Source organism: Desulfobacterales bacterium (assembly GCA_028704555.1).
Lineage (GTDB): Bacteria > Desulfobacterota > Desulfobacteria > Desulfobacterales > JAQWFD01 > JAQWFD01.
Genome location: JAQWFD010000005.1, coordinates 103539 through 124677, shown reverse-complemented (window position 1 = coordinate 124677; position 21139 = coordinate 103539). Strand labels below are relative to the sequence as shown.

Sequence of the window (21139 nt, the reverse complement as noted above, 5' to 3'; positions counted from 1 at the left end):
CTTGTGTTCCTTTATAAAGAAGTAATAAAAAAGGATCCGGGTGAATTCGGGGATCTGATTCGCGCCAAAAAACCGGAAAAATTGCCTGTGGTTTTTACTCGGCAGGAGACAAAGCAGATTTTGCTGCAGCTGGAGGGCGTTTGCTGGCTTATGGGGCAATTGCTGTACGGCGCCGGTCTCCACGTTATGGAATGTGTCCGGCTGCGGGTGAAGGATGTTGATTTCGGCTATCGGCAGATCGTTGTTCGGGACGGGAAGGGACATAAGGACCGGGTGACCATGTTACCAGTGATGATTGTGGACGATTTGCAGCGGCATCTTAAGAAGGTGAAAAGGTGCCATGAAATAGATTTAAAGGAAGGCTTCGGTACGGTTTACCTGCCCTATGCGTTTGCTCCATTTTTTTCACGGTGCTTTGCCTTTTGTAACTTGGCATCAATCCATTTCTGATAAATTTCGGAAAAATCTGAACGGTTATTTACGCCAAAAGAATTTATGCGTTCTTCCCGATCAATCAGCCGGTACCGCCGGGGTGGTTCCAGTATTTCGTGATAACCGGAAAAAACCCATTTCGACGGATGGGTTACAAGACCGGCACGGACCATAATATTTAAATCGATATTTCAGCAAAAATTCCTCTTTATGGCATCGATGGGTGATTCAGAGGGCCTTTTTTTAATCAAATTGTTATTATTTTAGTATGTTATATTGGCCCGACCCCAGCGGTCGGTTAAAAATCCCGGCGATTCTCACTTTTGGGTCCAACTGACAAATGTATTGCTGTAAACCATTTTGATCAGTCTGGGCCGTCCCTTGATTTCCTGTTTTATTTCTTCGAAAAATGCATCCGGGGTATATCCTTTTCGAAAGGTGGTATTAAATCCGGTCTTGATCAAATAGCCGTCCTGGTATCGTTCAATAATCTGATATTTATGTTCAACAGGCCAGATGCCCTGTACCGTCAGATAAGCGGTTCCCATATCCTTGAGGGTGTCTCTGATCAGCAGATAGACCTTATGGCGTTCTTCCATCGGCAGAATATTCAATACATAATTGGCAATAACAACATCGTACTTTTTTTTAAAAACAGCCGGGTCCGGATAAAAATTAGGATCAAAATCCACCACCTCCAGACAGCCGGATTTGAGCAGATCCGATTTTGCGAACTGATCCTTACCCGTACCCAAATGCAGAACACTTTTATGTTCGGCCAATCTGTCCCTGCAGATGATTCGGATTGGCTCGGAAGATTGTCTGCTGTGGGCAAGTGCCGTCAACCGGGAGGCAATCGTTATAGCGGAGGTTTTCTTTAACCGGATCTGTTCAAGATCTTTGTCCAGAGATTGTTCGATCGCTTCCGGGGGGGCCGACCATTTGTTCGTGGCCGGTATGAAGGTGTATTGCTGCGCGTTGGAACCGAAGATGGTGTAGGACCCGTTTTTTTCATAGATGATATTCCATCCGGCTTTCAGCATTTTTTTTGACAGCTTCATGGTTCAGACCATTGCGGAAATCGTGTTTTGCGCAACCCCTGCGCAAAGAGTTCTCTGGACAATAAGGGGACGGGCATGAATAAATGCATTTCTCACTTTATTAAGCTTAAATTCATATCCTGAGCCAATCTTTTCCCCCGCACTACCGCACGCTCACCGCCGGTTGACCTATACCAGCAGTTTGCATACGCCTGTACCGTTCATACCCAATTTTCTGACCGCCCAATAACAGACCAGGCTCCTGGCCTTTACCCGTAGCGGTTGATTTTCCGGTTTTCGAACCTCCGCCGGTTCCATCTCAAAAACCTTGGCTACCTTCTCCACCACTCGATCAATATCATAGCCTTGGGCCGGATAGGCTCAAACCTTGATTTATAATTATTATGATAATAATGGGTTCAAAATCAAAAATCAAGGCTTGACCCCAGCCCGGCCCATTCATATGATGAAACAGGCGGTGAAAGGTTTCCAGGGTTTCGCGCACGGTCAGAAAGTTCAGGAGCGCGGTATGCTGAAACTGGGTGCCGACTTCCTCCCGAAACGATGCGCTCCTCGGCATGCCTTTGTAGAGGATTTCGCCGGAGGTTGGCGGGGTAATATCTTCGATCACCTCGATGGTGGTGGTCTTCCCTGCACCGTTTGCCCCCTTCCTTTTCAGTCAAAGATGTCTTCGGCGTTGACGCCCAAATTTGCCGTCTGAATTATCAGGACATCCACATATCCGGAAAAAAGAATATGAACCATGATTTTGAGGGCCGTTTGCATCAAAATCGACTCGGTATACGACACCGGCATGAAGGGGCGCAGGACGTCCTTGAACTCTTCGACCAGAGGTCATAAAGGGCAAATTATGCTATCTTTTTTGATTAGCCCTTTAATGGGTGAACCCAATACGTTCCCTTTCTTGAAATATCCGGGCGATTATTGATTCTTGATATAGATTCGGAATAGTGTAACAATAAGTTTCAAGGTTCAATACCCTTTGAAATAGAAAGGATACCCATGGAAGCCAACAAAAATAAGCCCGAAGCTGCCGGAACCGAACCCGTTGAGATGGAAGGCACCAAAGAAATGGGATATTGGGAATTCAGAAACCAAATTTGCAAAGATAAAGGGTGGCAACTTCGAAGAATCGATCCGCAGAGTTATGAGGTCACAGACAGTAAGCGCAAAAAGATCGGGGTGTTCAAAAGCGGAGAAGGGTATTTTAAAGATTTGGAACATTAATTAATTCAGAAACTTATTCTACAAAATCACGGTATCGCGCTTGAGCTGAATATTTTCCACTACCAAAATAGTGCAGTACCGTATCAATATACTTCCAGGAATTTTCCCGCTTGCCATAAATAAAGCTGTGATCGCTATAGGCATATCTGTCCAGTGACTTCATATCCTTTACGATTTCAGCTCGAAGCGGGTTTAAAAGGATGTAGCACACCAGTTTCAGAAGATAGGTATCTTCCTGGGATAAAATCGATTTGTAACGATTTTGAAATAAACGGCCGCAACGACGATGTCGCCGGTTAAAGGTCACGGCATAACCCGGTCAGCAACCGTCGCATAATGCTTACAATCGGCTCATTGCCGGTTTTTAAAAGCAGCTGAAAATGCTGGTTGGATCAAAGCCCAGGCATAGCAGGGCGTGGTACTCTCGGTTAAAACAGAGTTCAGCCTTTTCAGAAACCGATCCCGACCCGTATTGTCCCTGAAAATATTGCGCTGCTCGATGCCCCTGCAGACAATGTGATGCAAGGCGCCCGGCGGGGGTGATGAAAATCTTTTTGCAAAATTGATCCCATTTTTGTTCCGCATATTTTTTCATTAAAAATAAGCACGTTACGGTAGCATAAGAAAAAATTGTCATAGGATATATGGTCATAGGATATATGGGTGGTTTGTTGCCGAAAAAATTAAAAAAATCTATATGTATTTGTCAGCAGAATAATTTGATACACCGTATAATCAGCATGTTACAAAAATACAAAAACGCTGCTTTTCTAAGCTTTTTATAACATTCTGTATTAATTGATTTTTAGATTTTCATCACTCCACATTGAAACTGTTGTTTAACGCCAATTTTATTGTTTATTTATGCAGATAAGGGTAGATAGATTCTGAGGTTAAAAACGTTGAATCGTTACTGCGTTACTGTATGTAGGATAGTTTTCTGACAGTCGTTTATTTTAGATTTAATGAAATTAAACATTTTTCATGTTACCCAAAATCAAAGGAGAATTTTGATGAATAGAAAGCAACCTCTGTTGTTAATACTTGCATTTTTTTCACTTTCCCTGCTATCAGCCTGCGCAATCCAGCCCATGAGGTCAGCACCGCCATTTGACGCTCAACCCATTCAAGGGACGTGGGAGACCAAAGCCGATCACCTGGTTTTCATCTTAGACGCATCCTCGTCCATGGCAAAGCCGCATGCCGATCTGGAAAAATTTGAGACAGCCAAAGGTATTGTGGCCCATTTTAACCAAACCATGCCCGACCTTTATATCCAGGTTATCCTCCGGGGCTTTGGCTTGGCGGCTTCTGTCTCGTCAAAAAGTACTGAAATTTTTTATGGTCCCCAAGCCTATTCCCGCAACGGATTGGCGGACGGGTTGAAAAAAATCAGCAGCCCCGGTGGTCCCAGCCCCATGGCTAAAGCTCTGAAAGCGGCCGGTGCAGATCTGAGTGAGAGTCATGGCCCCATCGCCATGGTGATCATCAGCGACGGCGAAAATCTGGGCAACGAACCATTAGCCGCTGCCGCTGATCTGGCAGTCCAATTCAGCGACCGTCTTTGCATATACACCGTCTTGTTAGGTGAGGATAACGACGGACGAATTTTGTTGGAAAAGATGGCCGCGACGACTAATTGCGGCCAATTTACCACTGCCGAGAACCTTGGGACTGGAGCCGGCATGTCCGCTTTTGTGAAGGACGTTCTTCTGACAGGTGAGGTTGACAGTGACGGTGACGGCGTGCCCGATTCTAAGGATAGCTGCCCTGATACGCCGCGTGATATCCAAGTAGATGCTCAGGGCTGTCCCTTCGACAGCGATGGTGACGGGGTCTATGATTATAAAGACAAATGTCCCGATACGCCGCGCGATATCCAAGTAGATGCTCAGGGCTGCCCCTTCGACAGCGATGGTGACGGGGTCTATGATTATAAAGACAAATGTCCTGATACGCCGCGTAATACCAAAGTAGATGCTCAGGGCTGTCCGTTTCCCATAGCAACAAAAAGTGCCGAAGTGACCAAGTCGGGTACCTGGATTTACAGAAAAATTCAATTTGAAACGAATAAAGCCAACCTTAAACCCAGTTCCTATCCGGTATTAGATGAAATTGTAGCTGGTCTAAAAGCCCAGCCCTCAATAAAAGTTGAGATTCAGGGTCATACCGATAGCACCGGCACAGCTGAGTATAATCAGACCTTGTCAGAAAAGCGCGCTCAATCAGTTCGCAATTATCTTGTTAATAAAGGAATCGTTAAAAACCGCCTGATTTCTAAAGGATACGGTCTAAATAGTCCTATCTCTACCAATAAAACCGTCGAGGGACGCGCCCTTAATCGCCGCGTTGAACTTAAACCCATTCAGTAAATACAGGTGAATTTACTACACCAGGCCGGCGGTGAACCGCCAATTCACCTCCGGCCTGTTTTTTCCCAATTGAGGCGACATCTATCCTGACACAGGGGGTTAGTTTTTAACCCTGTTCTGATCAGGTGCTGTCATCGTTCGGACTCTACAGTAACGGCCCGGCAAGCCTGGCGAAGTTTTCCAGAAATCGACGGCGTACCGGTCGCTGACGCCAGGTTTTTGCGTCCATCAGGGTGGATTGTACCAGGTAGCTTTGTTGCAGTTCAATAATAGCGGCCGCGAAACTCGCGCCATAGACAAACAAAGATACCTCAAAATTCAACCAAAAACTTCGCATGTCGAGGTTTACAGATCCGAATATTGTCACGCTCCCATCCACGACCATGGATTTCGTGTGCAGCAGCCCGTTCTGGAACAGTGCTATACGCACGCCGGCTTTCAGAAGATCCTCAAAGTTTGCGGCGCTGGCATGGCGCACCAGAAACGAGTCGTTGCTTGCGGGAATCACGATAGAGACTTCCACGCCACGGGCCGCCGCCGACAGCAGTGCCGTTTGGATGGCCTCGTCAGGGACGAAGTAGGGTGTCGTCAGTGTCAATGTCTGGTGAGCGGAATATATTGTCGTCAACAGGAGTTGACGGATTGCGTCCGGGTAAGGTACTGGCCCGGACGGCACCACTTGAACCAGATCACCTCCGGACCCATTCGTTTGCTCGCTGCCCGACCGTGGTATTGGTATCTCGAATGTCGCACCCGTTTCCACTGACCAGTCCGCCTCAAATATATTGGTTAGCAAGGCGACCGCAGGACCCTCGAGGCGGACGACGGCGTCCACCCACTCCCCAACTCCGGCATCCTGCTTGAAAAATCTGGGGTCAACCAGGTTCTGGCTTCCCGTGTACGCAACCCGGTCGTCGATCACGACAATCTTGCGGTGATTGCGTAGATCAGCACGGCGACGAAAAGACGGAGGCAGCGCCTTGACTACTTCGACACCCGATGTCCGCAGTTTACGAACGTTATCTTTGCTAAGGAAAACCTTGCTTCCCACGGCATCGACTAAAATCCGGCAGTGCACACCCCTGTTCTGCGCACGCAGCAATGCCTCCACTATGTCATCGGCACGGCCCCCGTCGTGCCAGATATAGAATGCAAGCCGGCAGCTCTCTTGTGCCGCGGCGATATCCGATGCCAGCGAATCGAAAACCTCGTTGAACTCGCAAAGCAGGCGCATGGAATTCCCATTGAGTGCCGGAATACCCAAGAGCCCCAGACTCTGTCGATAGAGCGGCTGTGCCGCACACGCAGCAGTCGGCGCCGCCGCGGCGTTGTGCCGCAACTGTGACTGCGCCTTGTCCACGATGGCCTGCACCATGGCATGCCGGGTAATTCTTCTCCGGTCCAGCCGCTTACCGCCGAAGAACAGGTACGCACCCGCGCCCGCGAACGGAACGGCATAAACCACCGCGAGCCATGCCAACGAGACCCCCACGGGGAGCCTTCGCGCGATCACCCGTAAAGACAAGCCGACCACGATCAGCCAATGGGCCGTCAGGAAAATCGTTGCTGAAACCTGCAAAGTGTCAACCATTCTGGCCGAAAAATTTTAGTTAAATGGGAATTTATCAAGCAGTCTGTGCGGGGATTGCCGAAGTGGCGGCATCAACCGCCCGTCGGGCCGTCCTGGACACCACCACCATCACGATAATGGCAACGATGAGGCCCGCTACAATCACCGCATCGTGCAGCATGACCGAGCGCTCCGGCTGAGTTGCCACCTTCACGAGGTGCTTGCCGGCATAGCCGAAGATTGGTTTTTGCGTTTATTTAACGGGTTATCCTATTTGGGGGGGCAGTTCATTTTATTTAAAACCATTGTCTCTTTCATAAATAAGGTGCGAAAATTAATGATCATATTTTGAAATAACATATTTAAAGCACTTTGGTTACAATTACTCGAATCTTGTTCATCCCCTTTATTGATCATGCGGTAGATTGGAGCGATTGTTGCTTTGGAGTGCACTTTTTCTCCTTATTTCCTTGTGCCTGCCATTTCCAACATTTTAGTCCATGTTAACTCCTGACACGTACTATTTCAAGCCCTTCTCGTTTTTTCATAAGATTAAAAGGACGTTCAGCATTTATCAAAATCATGGAGCGGGCACACGCATTCATGGATGACGGCAAAATCGAATCCGGGTTTGAGCCAGTCCCCCCCGGGCTTTGCGTGGCATAGTCAGTTTATATCATCTTTAAATCTCATGGGGATGCATTTTTTCATGACAGTCCCCGTTCCTTGTCAAGCTTAGGGCTCACTCAAAAATAACTTCTCATTTTAAACGCCGATGCATCCTGCCTGGCTGCGTTACGAAAGCTCTGAATATGCTTGATATTCCTTCACTTTCGTGCCTTGACAGACAGGCGCATCAACACTTAAAATTGCGAACTTATTTCTGAGCGAGCCCTGAGTTGTAGCTCAGAAAATTTTCCCATGAGCGGTAAAAAATTCTTCAGAAAGATCAAAATGCTTCCAGCGCAAATAATTTTGTAATAACTTCAAGTTGCTGTATTTTTCGTGCCATCCCAAGGGCACCGGCATATCCTGATAAAGCTTTTCTCGCCAGGCTTCAAGAAACCGGCGTTCCACCCCCATGAAATCGGCTGCGCAGACAACGGTATTTTTTGAATCCCGACGAAGCTGATCAAGCCGGCTGATCCCCTCTTCATTTCGCAGCAGGTGGTGATCAATGATCAGCGTTTTAACATTTTCGGAAAGCAACCGGGCGTGTCGAAAAGCCTTTTGGCAAACTTCCGGTGACAGTCTCTTCAGATAAAGCGGTGGTCCGGAAACCAACACAACGTCGGGTTGCCAGTCCAGAATCTGATCGATGGGTTCCCGATCAATTAACTGGATATCCGATGCGTGCACAAAAACACCGCGCTCCCCTTTAATCCGGGTCATCATGACGTGATCCGCACCCCGGCGTCGGTCCCCATGCGGCATCGCTCCGGAAAACCGGAATGGACCCTCTGCCCCACCCTCTGCGCCAACCGGCCGACATTTACAGGCGCCAAAGATCAAACGTCCCCTCCGGCGCATGGTATCAGAAAAAACCTCAGGATCCGGTGCCCAGACACGACGATCTCCAAGACAACCTGCTACACGATCCAACGAAAGCTGGTAGGGATTCGCATCGTCCAGCGGAATATGATCGCCGTGGAAATGGCTGAAAACAATATCCGTTGCATCCTTGCAGGCCCGAATAATTTTTTCGCGAACGATCGTACCCAAAGCGATCTGAAAAGGATGCGGAAGCCGGCCATGACGGAGATATCCCAACGCGATACCGGGATCAATCAGTATTCTGCGATCCCCGGTTGTCACCCGGCAGCACAGCCCCCGGGTGCCCATGGATTCAGTGGACAAAATATCTATACGCATACAGGTAGTTTCGATTGCTTTTTTAATCGTCTTAAAGCGTGCCGAGTTTTTGCGCTTCAGCTTCATGTCCCGGCATCCCCCGGATCGTGCTGGAGAAGCCGGCAATGGGCGGGACAGGCCTTACAGACATTATGGCGCAGTTATGATCAAGCCCTGAGCTCAAACCGGCGCTCTGCTCTCAATCATAACTTTTACGGGTCACTTCATCCGCCATGGTTAATTCTATAAGCGGCTTCCATGAGGCGTCCTCCCATGTCCCCAGATGGGTATGCATATCAAGGTATTTTTTCGGTATCGGGTGCGTGCCGACAACGACCTTGACATCATAACGTTTTTCGAGAAATGCCTTGAACGTGTCGATATAAGGGCAAGGTGGATACCCAACGATCATTCCGGTAGCCAGATGAATGACCTCTGCCCCGTTTTTTACCATTTCTTCACCAGCATATTCTATATTGCCGCCAGGGCAACCATCGCATGTCGTAAATCCGACCAGCTCAATTTCTGTATCCGCGTATATGCTGAAAGCACCTTCCTTATTCCGCATCGATTTGAGACACTTTCCGCCTGCACAGCGCCGGTAGCGATCGCAGATAATTATTCCAATTTTTGTCTTCATTTTCATTCCTTTCAAACAATAGAGTAATCCACGGCCCTCGGGGCATCGATTCCAGTCTTTGCGTTCATAGCGCACAGCATAACACTCACCCGATAAAATTAAAACGCCATATTTCATGAGTCTCTCCATAGCGCTGTTACCATCAGACCCGGTAATCGTTTGTATAACCAAGCATAAAAATCACCCGGATTCAAACGGACCCGGGAAAACCAGTGCCAGCCATCGGATTTCTTCCCCCATCTTTGCATTTGACACCCGTCCTAAAAGATCGTATCAACCATGTATTACTACTCCCCTTCTGGGGGATTCTTTCGAAAGGATATATCAATATGTATAAAATCGCGGTGTTACCCGGGGATGGCATTGGACCTGAGGTCATGAAAGAGGCTGTCAAGGTTCTGAATGCGGTTCAGACAAAATTTTCCATCGGGCTTGAATATGAATTTGCAGATGTCGGCGGTGCTGCCATTGATAATTTCGGATATGCACTGCCCGACCATACCCTGAAACTTTGCGAAGCCGGCGATGCGATTTTGTTTGGATCGATCGGGGGCCCGAAGTGGGAAAAACTGCCGGCGGATCAGCAGCCGGAACGGGCCGCGCTTCTTCCCCTCCGAAAGCATTTTGAATTTTTCTGCAACCTGAGGCCTGCTAAAGTTTTCAAATCTCTGGTCGGAGCCAGCCCGCTGCATCCGAATATCGTGGGCGACGGCTTTGAGATGCTGGTGGTTCGCGAGCTGACCGGAGGCATTTATTTCGGGCAGCCCAAGGGACGCTCCGGTTCGGGGCCGGAGGAAACCGCTTTTGACACCATGATCTATACCCGCAGAGAAATTGATCGTATCGCCCGTGCGGCGTTTGATGCAGCCGGAAAACGGAAAAAAAAAGTCACCTCCATCGACAAGGCAAATGTGCTGACCACCATGGTATTCTGGAGAGAGGTGGTCATGGAAGTTGCCGCAGACTATCCGGATATTGAACTTGATCATCTGTATATCGACAATGCCATCATGCAGGTGATGCGTAATCCCCAACGGTTTGACGTATTGCTGGCAGGTAATCTGTTCGGCGATATTCTGTCGGACCAGTGCGGGATGCTGACCGGATCTCTGGGACTTCTGGCTTCAGCCAGCATAAATGAAAGCAAGTTCGGCCTGTATGAACCGGCCGGTGGGTCTGCCCCGGATATTGCCGGAAAAGGCATTGCCAATCCCATTGCCCAGATTTTATCTGCCGCCATGATGCTCCGGTACAGCCTGGATGAGGCTGAAGCGGCCGATGCGATTGAAACCGCCGTAGCCGATATCCTGGAAAACGGCATCCACACTCCGGATATTGCCATTGATAAGCGCAAAACCGTGGGAACCATTGGGATGGGAGATGCAATAGCCGAAAAGATTCTGAGCGCGTGAGGTAGTCAGAGGATAGCGGATAGTTACAGTAAGCAGTAGGCAGTAAGTAGTAGGCAGAGGACAGAGATCAGGGTGTGAGGGGGGATGAAAATCCTTCGTTTTCGAGATGAACCGGGAGGAACAAAGAAAAAAACAGTAGAAGAGGCTTCCAGCCGCTTAAAAAAGCGACAGGATGGCTCTTCTACTTTAGGTCAGAGCATAATTCGGTTTACGAACCGGAAAACCAATAATTGATCACTTTTTACTGCTTGCTCCCTCCGCTGACCGCTTCAAAGCCTGATATAATATCCAGCAGTTCGGAGGTAATGATATTCTGTCGGGTTTCTCTGAATTTTCCCTGGAGGGTTTCTCCCAGTTCACGGATATTTTTTTCCGCAGCCTGCATGGATCTGAGGCGGGCTGCGTTTTCGCTGGCCATGGACTGGGCAAATGCCTTGTAGAGAGAAACGAAAAGGTATTGGCGGAACAGGTGCCGGAAGAGATCTTCGCGGTCTGTGCCCAGAAGCGGGATGCAGTGATCCGGCCATTTTTTCTCCCGGTACTGATCAACCCACTGGCTGTCCAGGGGGAGCAATCTGGAGCTGACCGGTTCGTAGCCCCCTCCTTTGACCAGCTGATTATAGATTACTTCCAGAGTTTCAAAGCCACGACTCTGCCGCCACTGTTCAAATGTCTCGATTACCTGCCGGACCAGCTCGACAATACCGGTCAGGCTGCCCGGGAGGATAAAATGCTCGCCAAAAGGCGCCTGAAGATCCTCCAACCCGGAGCGCACCCTTTCTCCTGATGTCCAGAACGTGATCTCCCGGCCGTTTGTCTGTTCGGTCTGCCGGCGGTCAGCAGCCCGGTTCACAATCACTTCATTGAACTGGCCGCACATCCCCTGATGCGATCCGATCACCAGAAACAGCACCTGCCGGTCATCACCTGCCGGCAGCATGCGAAGCGGCGTCTGAAACAGCGCCTGCCAGCCGATGTCCACCACCTGGCTGTAGTGCTCGAGCGAAACCACCGCCCCTTCATATTGCCGGATATTCACCGCCGCAAGGGATTTCATGGTCCGGACGACGGACAGGAGATCCTTTGTGGTTTTGATTTTCTTTTTCAGGGTTTCGAGTGATAGCATAAAAAAAGGGTTAAAGGGCTAAGGGTTAAGGGTTGGCTACCAGTCTATCAGACCCGGTGAAATTCCAGGGGTTGTCGGCTTACGATTTGCGGACTGAGGGCCGCTATCGCTTGAGGCAAAAGATAAGAAAACAAGCCCCTGTCATCTGTCTTCTGTCATTATTTCTTTCAACATCGTCAGCAGCGTATCCCAGATATCATCATCCGGCATGGCTTTTAAGATATCTTTCTGCAGTTCGGGCCGGGAGCGGACCATTTCTATTATGGCGGATTCGGTTTTTCCTATGGTTTCCAGCGGGATCTCATCTAACATGCCGGTTACCGTGGCCAGCAGAATCACGATCTGCTCGGCTGAGGTCAGGGCGGAAAACTGGTTCTGTTTGAGGATTTCCCGAACCCGTCTTCCGTGCTCCAGGGTCTGCCTGGTGCGCTCATCCAGACGGGTACCAAAACGGGCAAAGGCTTCAAGCTCATGAAACTGGGAATAGGACAGGCGCAGATCGCCGGCCACTTTGCGGTATGCGGGAAACTGTGCCTTGCCCCCGACCCGGGATACGGATTGCCCGACATCGACCGCCGGAAGTTCGCCTTTCTGGAACAGGTCCGGTGATAGATATATCTGACCGTCGGTAATCGAAATCAGGTTGGTGGGAATATAGGCGGACATGTTCTGTGCTTCGGTTTCAATAATGGGCAACGCGGTCAGGGAACCGCCCCCGGATTCAGGTTTCAGATGCGTGGACCGCTCCAGAAGTTTGGAATGGATATAGAAGATATCACCGGGAAATGCCTCACGTCCCGGGGGCCGCCGCAGAAGAAGGGAAAGCTGGCGGTAGGCCAGCGCATGACGGGTGAGATCGTCATACACGATCAGAACATCTCGGCCCCTGGCCATGAAAAACTCCGCGATGGACGTGGCGGCGTAGGGCGCAAGATACTGGAGACCGGGGGCATCATCGCCTTCGACCACCACAACGATGCTGTAATCCATGGCCCCGTGAAATTTGAGGTCATGAATCACTTTGGCAATGCTGGAGCTTCGCTGCCCGATGGCGCAATACACGCACAGGATATTCTTGTCTTTCTGGTTGATGATGGCATCCAGTGCAATGGCGGTTTTTCCGGTCTGGCGGTCTCCGAGAATCAGTTCCCGCTGGCCGCATCCGATGGGAATCAGTGCGTCAATCACCTTGAGTCCGGTCTGGAGCGGTTTTTCAACAGGAGACCGGTTGATGATTTCCGGGGCATCTCTCATCACCGGCCAATGTTCACTGGCATTAACCATGCCCAGTTCATCCAGCGGCCGGCCCAGAGGGTCCACCACCCGTCCGATCAGGGCCTCTCCGACAGGAACATCCAGAATTCTGCCGCTTCGGGTCACCTCATCACCGGCTTTCAGCGAGGCCTGGCTTTCGAGAAGGGCGATTCCGATCAGATCCGGCAAAATATCCAGCACCAGTCCCATGACACCTTTACCCAGCACGACCAGTTCTTCGGATTTTACGTTTCCAAGGCCTGTGACCTGAACGATGCCTTCCGCGATCGACTGTATCCGGCCGACCTCTTCGACCTCAAGCGACGGAGAAAATCCGTCAACTGTCTGCTCGACAGACTGCCCGATATCATCCAGAAGCGACATCAGATCCGAGCGGCTCATGGGGTCGCCCCGCAGGCTGAAGCAAGAGATGCAAGGACTTCTTCTTCCATTTTCCCGAGATACACGGCCAGGTTCCATGACACTTTCCAGTCGCCGGCGATCAGTTCGATTCCGAACCCGATATTGCGGTCAATATCAAACCCGGTGGCATGCGCCTGCGGGAAAAATCCGTTAAGGGTCTGGGTGATCTGCTGCTGCTGTGTCTGATCCATTTCAAAACCCGAGCGTACCGAAATCTGATCCCCGATGCCGGATATGAGGTGTTTATTTTCCTCGATGGCACTACGGATTTTTTCGGTAAACCGTTGGACCGCAAGGCGCTCCAGGTCTTCTCCGGCCAGATCGCACAGCGCTTTTCTGGATATCTTCAGGGTCTGGCAGATCACCTTCTGCTTCAGCTGCTGGATAAAGGCCTGTTTCTCACTTTCAACCGTATCGACCCATGCCTGCCGCTGCTGACTGATCTGCTCCCGGATCTGCCCGACTTCATTTTCCTTCCAGGTAGCCACTTCTTTCTTTGCCTCGTCCAGGATCTGCTCTTTTTCCTCATCCAGTTTTACCCTTTGCCGATCCAGGTCCTGGGATCGCATCAGGGCTTCTTTTCGCGCCTTTTCGGCCGACTGCATCTTCAGCGCCACCTTTTTCTCCCGCTCCTGCATGGCACGGATGATCGGCCCGTACAAAAACCGCTTGAGCAGATAGACCAGAATCAGGAAATTGACAATTTGTGCAAACACTGTGAACCAGTTGATCAGCACCGCCCTACCCTCCTGCCTTGCTCAGAAAATAATTCCAGAACGGATTGGCAAAAATCAGGATCATCGCCACCACAAAACAGTAAATAGCCGTGGACTCGACCATGGCCAGCCCGACAAACAGTGTCCGGGTGATGACCGTGGTCTCATCGGGCTGCTGGGCAATGGAACTTAAGGCCTGAGCCAGCGCCCTCCCTTCCCCGAGCGCCGGGCCAATGGCACCGATTCCGATACACAGGCCGGCAGTAGCTATGGAGATGACCGCCACAAGGCCTAAATTATCCATCTTATCCGTCTCCTTTCGATGCATCTTTTTTATGCGTTGTCTGGACCTCCATCCCGGCGGCAAGATACACCGCTGCGAGGATGGAAAAAATATACGCCTGAACCAGTCCGGTCAGCAGACCGAACAGCTGCATGATAATCGGCAGAAAAAGCGGCGCTACTGACAATAAAATTGCAGCGATCATGCTGCCGCTCATGATATTTCCGAACAGCCGGACTGCCAGTGCCAGGGTCCGGCTGATTTCCCCCATGAGGTTAAAGGGGAGCATAAACGCACTCGGCCGGATATAATTTTTCAGATATTGGGTTAAACTGCTTTGCGAAATACCATACACCGGCACCATGACAAACACGCACAGGGACAGGGCTGCCGTGGTGGACAATGACCCGGTAGGCGTCTGAAACCCGGGCACGACCGAAAGCAGATTGGATATCGCAACAAACAGAAACAGGGTGCCGAGAAACGGCAGCAGTTCGACCGGCTTATGCCGGCTCACTTCCCGGATCTGCCTGACCATCCCAAGAACAATGATCTCCAGCAGGTTCTGCCCCCGTGAAATCGTCACATCCGAAGACAGCTTCCGGGTCACAATCCATGACCCAACCACCAGAAACCCCATCACGATCCAGGTAAATACGATCGTCCCGTTCAGGGCTATGCTTCCGTGCTGCCAGTAAATGATATTGTCGGGGCTTATGTGCATGAGGCCTCGGAATGGTTGAAAAAATGGTTAAGGGTGTACAGTTTAAGGCATACTGGATTCCCGCTTTCGCGGGAATGACGGAAAATGCCGCTCCGGGACTTTTTTTGAATTGGCGAAGCGTTGATTCACGACTGTTTTTGACTCTCGACCCACGACTCTTTCTGCCTCCCGACTGTTTTTGAAATCACAACCCGGGCAACCATCACGCTGATAAATGCAATGCCAAAGGCAATCATATCTTGCCGGAGCACCAGCCACAGGCCTGAGAGCAAGACGATCAGGCGAAGCATGAAGCTGGCTATCCATAAAGTCTTCGGTTTCCTCGATACCGGTAATTTTCGAACGGTCAGCCACAGGCCGCCAAAATAAAATACGCCCAGAAATAGTCCCCAGAAAAGGGCAGCTGCCCGGATATAGAGTTCAACAGGTTGATTCATTAATTCCTGGCAGCCTCTCCGTCGTTTTTTTCATCATTTCAAGTCCTCATCCGATTCCCGGTCACTGAAAATATTCCTTTGTTCACGCTTTATCCAGAACCAGGCATTGATACAGCCGACCACAATACCCACGAACAGCAGCATCAATGTCCACGAATACGGGCTTTTCCATGTCACATCGATCCAGACGCCGACAAAGATCGCGATCAGCGTGGGAATCGCCACTGACCATCCGACCACGCCGAACATGCCCAGACCGAACCAGACATTCCGGTTTTCCTCTTTGCGGGAGCGGATTTTTCGCTGTTCCCGGATGCGCACATCTTCTGAAAAACGCTGTTGCGACGAGGGGTTATCTTTTTCAGACTTTTCCAATTTTCCCAAACTCCATGAACCGTCTGATGAAATCGGCCTCCAGCCGGGCTACCGAACTTCGGGTTTTGCGCTGCTTTTCATCTGCGTCGGAAATCATCCGCTCCACCTGCTGCCTGAGTTCTCCCAGCTCTCCTTTGACCACCCACCCGGCAGCCACCTGGACCTGATCCGCCAGTTTGACCAGAATTCCGCCATCAACCCCCAGAAAGCGCTCTTCATTTGTCGGAGTCAGGCAAGACAAAATCCCCGGAACCAGCGCCGTTACATAATCAATATGACGGGGCAGCAGGCAGAAGCTTCCGGCCGGACTTTCCCCGACCACACTGGTGACCTCCTGGTCGAGAAAAATATCTGCCGGTGTATAGATCTTGAGTCTCAACGGGATTTGACCTCTTTAACCGTACCGATCATATACAGGTCACTTTCGGATGCCTTGGAAAATTCGTCATTTAATATGCGCTCGCACCCGTCGATCGTATCTGCCAGATCCACCATCCTGCCTTCATAACCTGTAAACTGTTTGGTGGTAAAAAACGGCTGGGTCATGAAACGCTCCAGACGCCTGGCCTGTTCGACGGTTTTCCGATCCTCCCGGGACAGTTCTTCAATACCGAGCATGGCAATGATATCCTTGAGTTCCTCATAGGTTGCCAGTGTTTTCCTGACTGCCTGGGCTACCTGATAGTGTTTAACCCCGACGACTTTAGGCGTCAGCATCATGGAACGGGATTCCAGGGGATCGATGGCCGGGTAAAACCCCTCGCCGGCTCTTTTCCGGGAAAGTACAATGGTAGCGGAAAGATGCGAGAAGGTATGAACCGCTGACGGATCGGTCAGGTCATCTGCCGGCACATACACGGCCTGTATGGAGGTAATGGCCGCTTTTTTTGAACTCGAGATTCTTTCTTCAAGTTCGGCAAGCTCCGTGCCCATGGTCGGCTGATACCCGAGACGGGAGGGGAGTCTTCCCAGCAGGCCGGACAGCTCCATGCCGGCCTGGATAAAACGGAAAATATTATCGATCAGGAGCAGAACGTCTTTTCCCTCATCATCTCGGAAATATTCGGCCATGGTCAGCGCCACATGCCCCACACGGAACCGCGCCCCGGGAGATTCATTCATCTGGCCGAACACCATGGCCGTATTTTTCAGCACTCCGGCCTCATCCATTTCACGGTAAAGTTCTTCACCTTCCCGGCAGCGTTCACCGATTCCGCAGAAAATGCTCACCCCTTTATGCTTTCCGACCATGTTATGGATCAATTCTGTAATCAGAACGGTTTTTCCCACCCCCGCTCCGCCGAACAGGCCGGCCTTTCCCCCCTGTTCCAGCGGAATGAGAAGATCGATGGCCTTGATGCCGGTGACAAAAATCTCCTCACTGGTCTCCCGCCGGGCCAGCGCCATGGGTGGCTGATGAATGGATTTGAGGGTAACGTTATCCGGCGCCGGTTTGTTGTCTACCGGCTGGCCGAACACGTTAAACATCCTCCCCAGCAGCTGAGGGCCGATCGGCGCCTGAAGCGGAAGGCCGTCCGTGCGGACCACATCCCCTCTTCCCAGCCCCGCCGATGAGGTCAGGGCAATACCGCGCACGCATTCGGGATCGGGATGATCCACCACTTCAATAATGATGCGGTCCTGCGGCCCGGTCTTCAGGATCGAGTACATGGGGGGAAGGCCTTCGGGAAACACGGCATCCACCACACTGCCGCGCACCGCGCTGATCCGGCCGGTATAGAGGGAAATTGGGTTCATTTTTTTTGATCCAGTCATTTCAACAGGTTCCGGATTCCCGCCTACACGGGAATGACGGATGCGGGTACTTTACGAGACCATCAGAATTAATCCAAAGAGGTGATCTGAATCTTATCCATTAACGTTTCCACATCGCTTCGGTGGCACAGTTCGGTTCCCGGGGTCTGGGCGGTGGCGGTACCGGCGGCGCAGGCGAATTTGAGGCATCGGGCCAGATCCATCCCCCTGAAATGCGCCAGGACAAATCCGGCGACTGCTGAATCTCCGGCACCGACGGTGCTGTCGGCTTCAATCGGAGGTGAAACGGCTTTCAGTCTGACTTTTTCCGTGAACAGGATCATCCCATTTTTGCCACGTGACACCAGAATATACCCTATTCCGTATTGGCGAAGCTGCTCGCAGGCTGCCAGAATTTCAGACTCGGTTTCAACCGGGCGTCCGACCAGCCGGGAAAGTTCATGCTGATTGGGTTTGATACAGGTCGGCTGATATTCGATGGACTCTTTCAGAGCGGCCCCATCGGTATCCAGTACAATAAATGCACCCTTTTTCCGGGCTTCCAGAATCAGCTGCCCATAGAGATTTGAGCTGACTCCCCTGGGAAGACTGCCGCTCATCACCAGATAGGTCATATCGGAAATCTGCCTGAAATTCTGATAAAACAACCCGATTTCCGCGGCGGTTACCTGTGGGCCTGCCGCACTGATGACAAACTGGCGGCTGTTTTGTCGTTCTTTCAGAATAATGTTGATCCGGGTTTCACCGGAAATCCGGGTAAACTGGGTCAGAATACCGGCATTGATCAAAAGCCCCTCCAGGTTCAGCCCGTCGTAACCGCCTACAAACCCCAGCGTGACACTCTGACCGTTCAGCTCCTTGATCACGCGTGAGACATCAATCCCCTTTCCGGCAGCAAAAACGGTTTCGGAAATTGCCCGGACCGTATCGTCCGTGGTAAGCGCCTCTACCACCATGCCCCGATCCAGCGCCGGATTCAATGTTACTGTGTAAATCATAACGGTATAATGGTTAACGGTTAAGGGTATAGGGTGTATGAATTAAGGGCTAAGAGGGATACTGCCAAAACAAGCTCCTTGCTGCTCACCTTCCAAGCTCGGCCTCAAAAAAAACGTACAAAACGGAAAATTTCACCACTGACAGAAAGGATAGGGATGTAACCATTTTTAAAAAAAATCTGATTACCATTCTTTCTCAGCTGTTGTTAACAGGCATTATAACAATTTTTCGAAATTTTTGTCGAGAAAGAAGCGAAAAAATACATTTTTTGGAGCCCCATGAAAATATTTTGTTCAATATCGCATTCAACCCTCTGTTTTAACATATAAAATTTTTGATTCGGCATTTTGTAATTTTAGCTGAAAACAAGTGGTAATCAAAAAAAATGTATGGCTTTTTTTTCGGAAATTTCTGAATTAAGGACTGAGCAATAAACCCCGTAAAACCGACGAGTTTTTGCGACTAATTAGATGGTTGGGCGTTTTGTATATCCCAGATGATAGTGTCAGAACTAAAATCCTGTTCATTGGGTCATATAATGCCATGATGGGCAGGACGAACGAGACGAAAATAAGATTTATTTTCAAGCTCCTTGAAATTAGTTACTTCAAGTAAAATATAAGATAAGCACTCTTAACCCTTCTAAAGCATATAAAATATTCGCTTAAAACATTCCCGTTCAGAGCCCTGGGACGAGAAAAAAATCTGCGTAATCTGCGGATATTTTTTTTAACCATCTCAAAAAATAAAATCCGTGGACAGAAAATTGGACTTATGCTCTCTGACAATCCGTGTCAGAATGTGCTGATTGAGTGCCACGTCCTTTGCGGCAACGAGGGTCCGGATGGAAAATGCGCGAAGGGCATCGGATACGGACAGAGTTCCCTCGGCGGAATCTTTCCTGCCGGTGAACGGAAATGTATCCGGTCCTCTCTGGCACTGGCAGTTGATGTTGAGGCGGCACACCTGATTGACCAAGGGATCGACCAGCGCGGCTATCCGGTTCGGATCGGTCCCGAAAATGCTCAGCTGCTGACCATAATCGGATTTCACCACATAGCTGATGGGCGCTTCAATATCATCAAACTCACATACGGGAATGACCGGACCGAACTGCTCCTCATGATATACCCGCATCCGGTCATTGACCGGAAACAGAATTGCCGGATAGAAAAAACTGTGATACACCGCCCCGCCATTCGGATTGATGACCTCAGCCCCATGCTGTCCGGCATCGGTGATCAGATCCGTGAGGTACTGCGGCTTATCCGGCTCCGGCAGGGGGGTAATAAACACGTTGTCTTTCCATGGCACGCCGACTTCAAGCCGGCTGACAGCCTCTGAAAAACGGCTCAAAAATTCATATCTTACCTTTGAATGAACAAAAAGAATCTTCAGCGCCGTGCAGCGCTGGCCGTTAAATGACAGGCAGCCCATCACGCATTCCCTGACCGTCAGGTCAAGGTCGGCATCCGGGAGGATGATGGCGGCATTTTTGGCTTCAAGCCCCAGCACACACCTGAGCCGATGCGGTTTCGGGTGCTGCCAGCGCAATGCATCGGCCGCACGGCTTGATCCGATCAGCGCCAGCACATTCACACTTCCGGTTGCCATCAGGGCGGGAATGATCTCTCTTCCCCGGCCGTAGAGCACGTTGATGACGCCTTCGGGAAACACCTCCTGAAACGCGGCCAACAGCGGACCGTACAGCAGGGCGCCGTGTTTGGGCGGCTTTAAAATCACGGTATTTCCCATGATCAGTGCCGGAATCAGGGTGGTAAAGGTTTCATTGAGCGGGTAGTTATACGGGCCCATGCAGAGAACCACCCCAAGCGGCGCGCGACGGATCTGGCCGATAATGCCCTGTTCGATCACAAACCGGCTGGAGACGCGATCCAGATCTTTTACGGCATCCACCGTGCCCTGGATATAATCCACGGTCCGGTCGAATTCCTTTTCGGAGTCGGCCCGGGATTTTCCGATTTCCCACATCAGGAGATTGACCACCTGCTGTTTCTGCTCCTTCATGCGGCAGACAAATTCCTGAACGATGCTGATCCGGCCGGCTACCGACATGGTGGGCCAGAGTCCTCTTCCGCTGCTGTATGCCTTGACCGCTGCCGCCAATGCGTCCATCGCCTCGACTTGCGTCACCAGAGGGTAGTATCCGATACATTTACGCTCCACGCCTGCGGCCGTTTTCACGCATACCGGTGATGCCACCGTGTGAATGGGTCCCTTCCAGTAACGCAGCTGGCCGTCAGACAGATAAAAATCCTGGGAGAACGGCTCCCGAAGCGCAAATTGCTCCGGAATCTCTGCCTCATCCGGAAATAGGGATTGAAAATGTTCTGGTGGGTTCATGGTGGGTTACCTGTGATCTGTAAAGGGTTAAGGGTTAAGGGTTAATCTGACTTCTGTCCTCTGTCTGCTGTCCAGTACCATCCGATAGGCGGACACG

Annotated in this window: 22 protein-coding genes; 4 read left to right on the top strand and 18 right to left on the bottom strand. The window is 50.5% G+C overall.

Going from position 1 to position 21139, the window contains the following annotated elements; genetic code table 11:
- On the top strand, window positions 1–450 hold a 450-nt coding region (locus tag PHQ97_03735; GenBank protein ID MDD4391845.1), incomplete at its 5' end, for a tyrosine-type recombinase/integrase.
- Between the two features lie 299 nt (window positions 451–749).
- Here the strand turns inward: PHQ97_03735 and PHQ97_03730 are convergent.
- The 3 genes from PHQ97_03730 to PHQ97_03720 all read right to left on the bottom strand — a co-directional run bounded on the left by PHQ97_03730 (window position 750) and on the right by PHQ97_03720 (window position 2288).
- Window positions 750–1493, bottom strand: a complete 744-nt coding sequence (locus PHQ97_03730) for a hypothetical protein (GenBank protein MDD4391844.1) — start codon at window positions 1491–1493, stop codon at window positions 750–752.
- Between the two features lie 337 nt (window positions 1494–1830).
- A complete protein-coding gene (locus PHQ97_03725; protein ID MDD4391843.1) occupies window positions 1831–2151 on the bottom strand; it encodes an ATP-binding cassette domain-containing protein in 321 nt (106 codons plus the stop codon).
- On the bottom strand, window positions 2148–2288 hold the full coding sequence (locus PHQ97_03720) for a hypothetical protein (protein MDD4391842.1): 141 nt from the start codon (window positions 2286–2288) through the stop codon (window positions 2148–2150). The genes PHQ97_03725 and PHQ97_03720 overlap by 4 nt, the downstream gene beginning before the upstream one ends.
- Before the next feature lie 207 nt (window positions 2289–2495).
- On the opposite strand from PHQ97_03720, the gene PHQ97_03715 reads away from it, so the two are divergent.
- Entirely contained in the window at window positions 2496–2720 is a 225-nt protein-coding gene (locus PHQ97_03715) for a hypothetical protein (GenBank protein ID MDD4391841.1), read from the top strand.
- Window positions 2721–3733: 1013 nt separating this feature from the next.
- On the top strand, window positions 3734–5092 hold the full coding sequence (locus PHQ97_03710) for an OmpA family protein (protein MDD4391840.1): 1359 nt from the start codon (window positions 3734–3736) through the stop codon (window positions 5090–5092).
- 145 nt (window positions 5093–5237) lie between these two features.
- Here PHQ97_03710 and cls read toward each other — a convergent pair whose 3' ends face one another.
- From cls to PHQ97_03690, 4 genes are all read right to left on the bottom strand, one after another.
- Entirely contained in the window at window positions 5238–6683 is a 1446-nt protein-coding gene (gene cls, locus PHQ97_03705) for a cardiolipin synthase (GenBank protein MDD4391839.1), read from the bottom strand.
- A 34-nt stretch (window positions 6684–6717) separates the two neighbouring features.
- On the bottom strand, window positions 6718–6843 hold the full coding sequence (locus tag PHQ97_03700) for a hypothetical protein (GenBank protein ID MDD4391838.1): 126 nt from the start codon (window positions 6841–6843) through the stop codon (window positions 6718–6720).
- A 725-nt stretch (window positions 6844–7568) separates the two neighbouring features.
- Entirely contained in the window at window positions 7569–8600 is a 1032-nt protein-coding gene (locus PHQ97_03695; GenBank protein MDD4391837.1) for a hypothetical protein, read from the bottom strand.
- Window positions 8601–8712: 112 nt separating this feature from the next.
- The gene (locus PHQ97_03690; GenBank protein ID MDD4391836.1) at window positions 8713–9153 is read right to left on the bottom strand and encodes a CGGC domain-containing protein; all 441 of its coding nucleotides are present in this window, start codon (window positions 9151–9153) and stop codon (window positions 8713–8715) included.
- 329 nt (window positions 9154–9482) lie between these two features.
- Here PHQ97_03690 and leuB point away from each other — a divergent pair, with 329 nt between their 5' ends.
- Window positions 9483–10565: a 3-isopropylmalate dehydrogenase gene (gene leuB / locus PHQ97_03685; GenBank protein MDD4391835.1), complete on the top strand. Its 1083-nt coding sequence runs from the start codon at window positions 9483–9485 to the stop codon at window positions 10563–10565.
- Between the two features lie 241 nt (window positions 10566–10806).
- Here the strand turns inward: leuB and PHQ97_03680 are convergent, their stop codons facing one another.
- The 11 genes from PHQ97_03680 to PHQ97_03630 all read right to left on the bottom strand — a co-directional run bounded on the left by PHQ97_03680 (window position 10807) and on the right by PHQ97_03630 (window position 21042).
- Window positions 10807–11691 carry a F0F1 ATP synthase subunit gamma gene (locus PHQ97_03680; GenBank protein MDD4391834.1) on the bottom strand — a complete coding sequence of 295 codons (885 nt, stop codon included), beginning with the start codon at window positions 11689–11691 and terminating at the stop codon, window positions 10807–10809.
- Window positions 11692–11832: 141 nt separating this feature from the next.
- Complete coding sequence (locus PHQ97_03675; protein MDD4391833.1) at window positions 11833–13347, bottom strand: alternate F1F0 ATPase, F1 subunit alpha; 1515 nt, start codon at window positions 13345–13347, stop codon at window positions 11833–11835.
- On the bottom strand, window positions 13344–14105 hold the full coding sequence (locus PHQ97_03670; GenBank protein ID MDD4391832.1) for a hypothetical protein: 762 nt from the start codon (window positions 14103–14105) through the stop codon (window positions 13344–13346). Before PHQ97_03670 ends, PHQ97_03675 begins: the two co-directional genes overlap by 4 nt.
- A gap of 4 nt (window positions 14106–14109) precedes the next feature.
- Entirely contained in the window at window positions 14110–14388 is a 279-nt protein-coding gene (locus tag PHQ97_03665) for a F0F1 ATP synthase subunit C (protein ID MDD4391831.1), read from the bottom strand.
- 1 nt (window position 14389) lies between these two features.
- Window positions 14390–15091 carry a F0F1 ATP synthase subunit A gene (locus tag PHQ97_03660; protein ID MDD4391830.1) on the bottom strand — a complete coding sequence of 234 codons (702 nt, stop codon included), beginning with the start codon at window positions 15089–15091 and terminating at the stop codon, window positions 14390–14392.
- Window positions 15092–15216: 125 nt separating this feature from the next.
- A complete protein-coding gene (locus PHQ97_03655; GenBank protein ID MDD4391829.1) occupies window positions 15217–15528 on the bottom strand; it encodes an ATP synthase subunit I in 312 nt (103 codons plus the stop codon).
- Between the two features lie 33 nt (window positions 15529–15561).
- Window positions 15562–15903, bottom strand: a complete 342-nt coding sequence (locus PHQ97_03650) for an AtpZ/AtpI family protein (GenBank protein ID MDD4391828.1) — start codon at window positions 15901–15903, stop codon at window positions 15562–15564.
- Complete coding sequence (locus PHQ97_03645; GenBank protein ID MDD4391827.1) at window positions 15890–16282, bottom strand: F0F1 ATP synthase subunit epsilon; 393 nt, start codon at window positions 16280–16282, stop codon at window positions 15890–15892. The genes PHQ97_03650 and PHQ97_03645 overlap by 14 nt, the downstream gene beginning before the upstream one ends.
- A complete protein-coding gene (gene atpD / locus PHQ97_03640; GenBank protein MDD4391826.1) occupies window positions 16279–17661 on the bottom strand; it encodes a F0F1 ATP synthase subunit beta in 1383 nt (460 codons plus the stop codon). The genes PHQ97_03645 and atpD overlap by 4 nt, the downstream gene beginning before the upstream one ends.
- A gap of 86 nt (window positions 17662–17747) precedes the next feature.
- Window positions 17748–18677, bottom strand: a complete 930-nt coding sequence (pfkB, locus tag PHQ97_03635) for a 1-phosphofructokinase (GenBank protein ID MDD4391825.1) — start codon at window positions 18675–18677, stop codon at window positions 17748–17750.
- A gap of 739 nt (window positions 18678–19416) precedes the next feature.
- Complete coding sequence (locus PHQ97_03630) at window positions 19417–21042, bottom strand: NADP-dependent glyceraldehyde-3-phosphate dehydrogenase (GenBank protein ID MDD4391824.1); 1626 nt, start codon at window positions 21040–21042, stop codon at window positions 19417–19419.
- Between the last annotated feature and the right edge of the window lie 97 nt (window positions 21043–21139).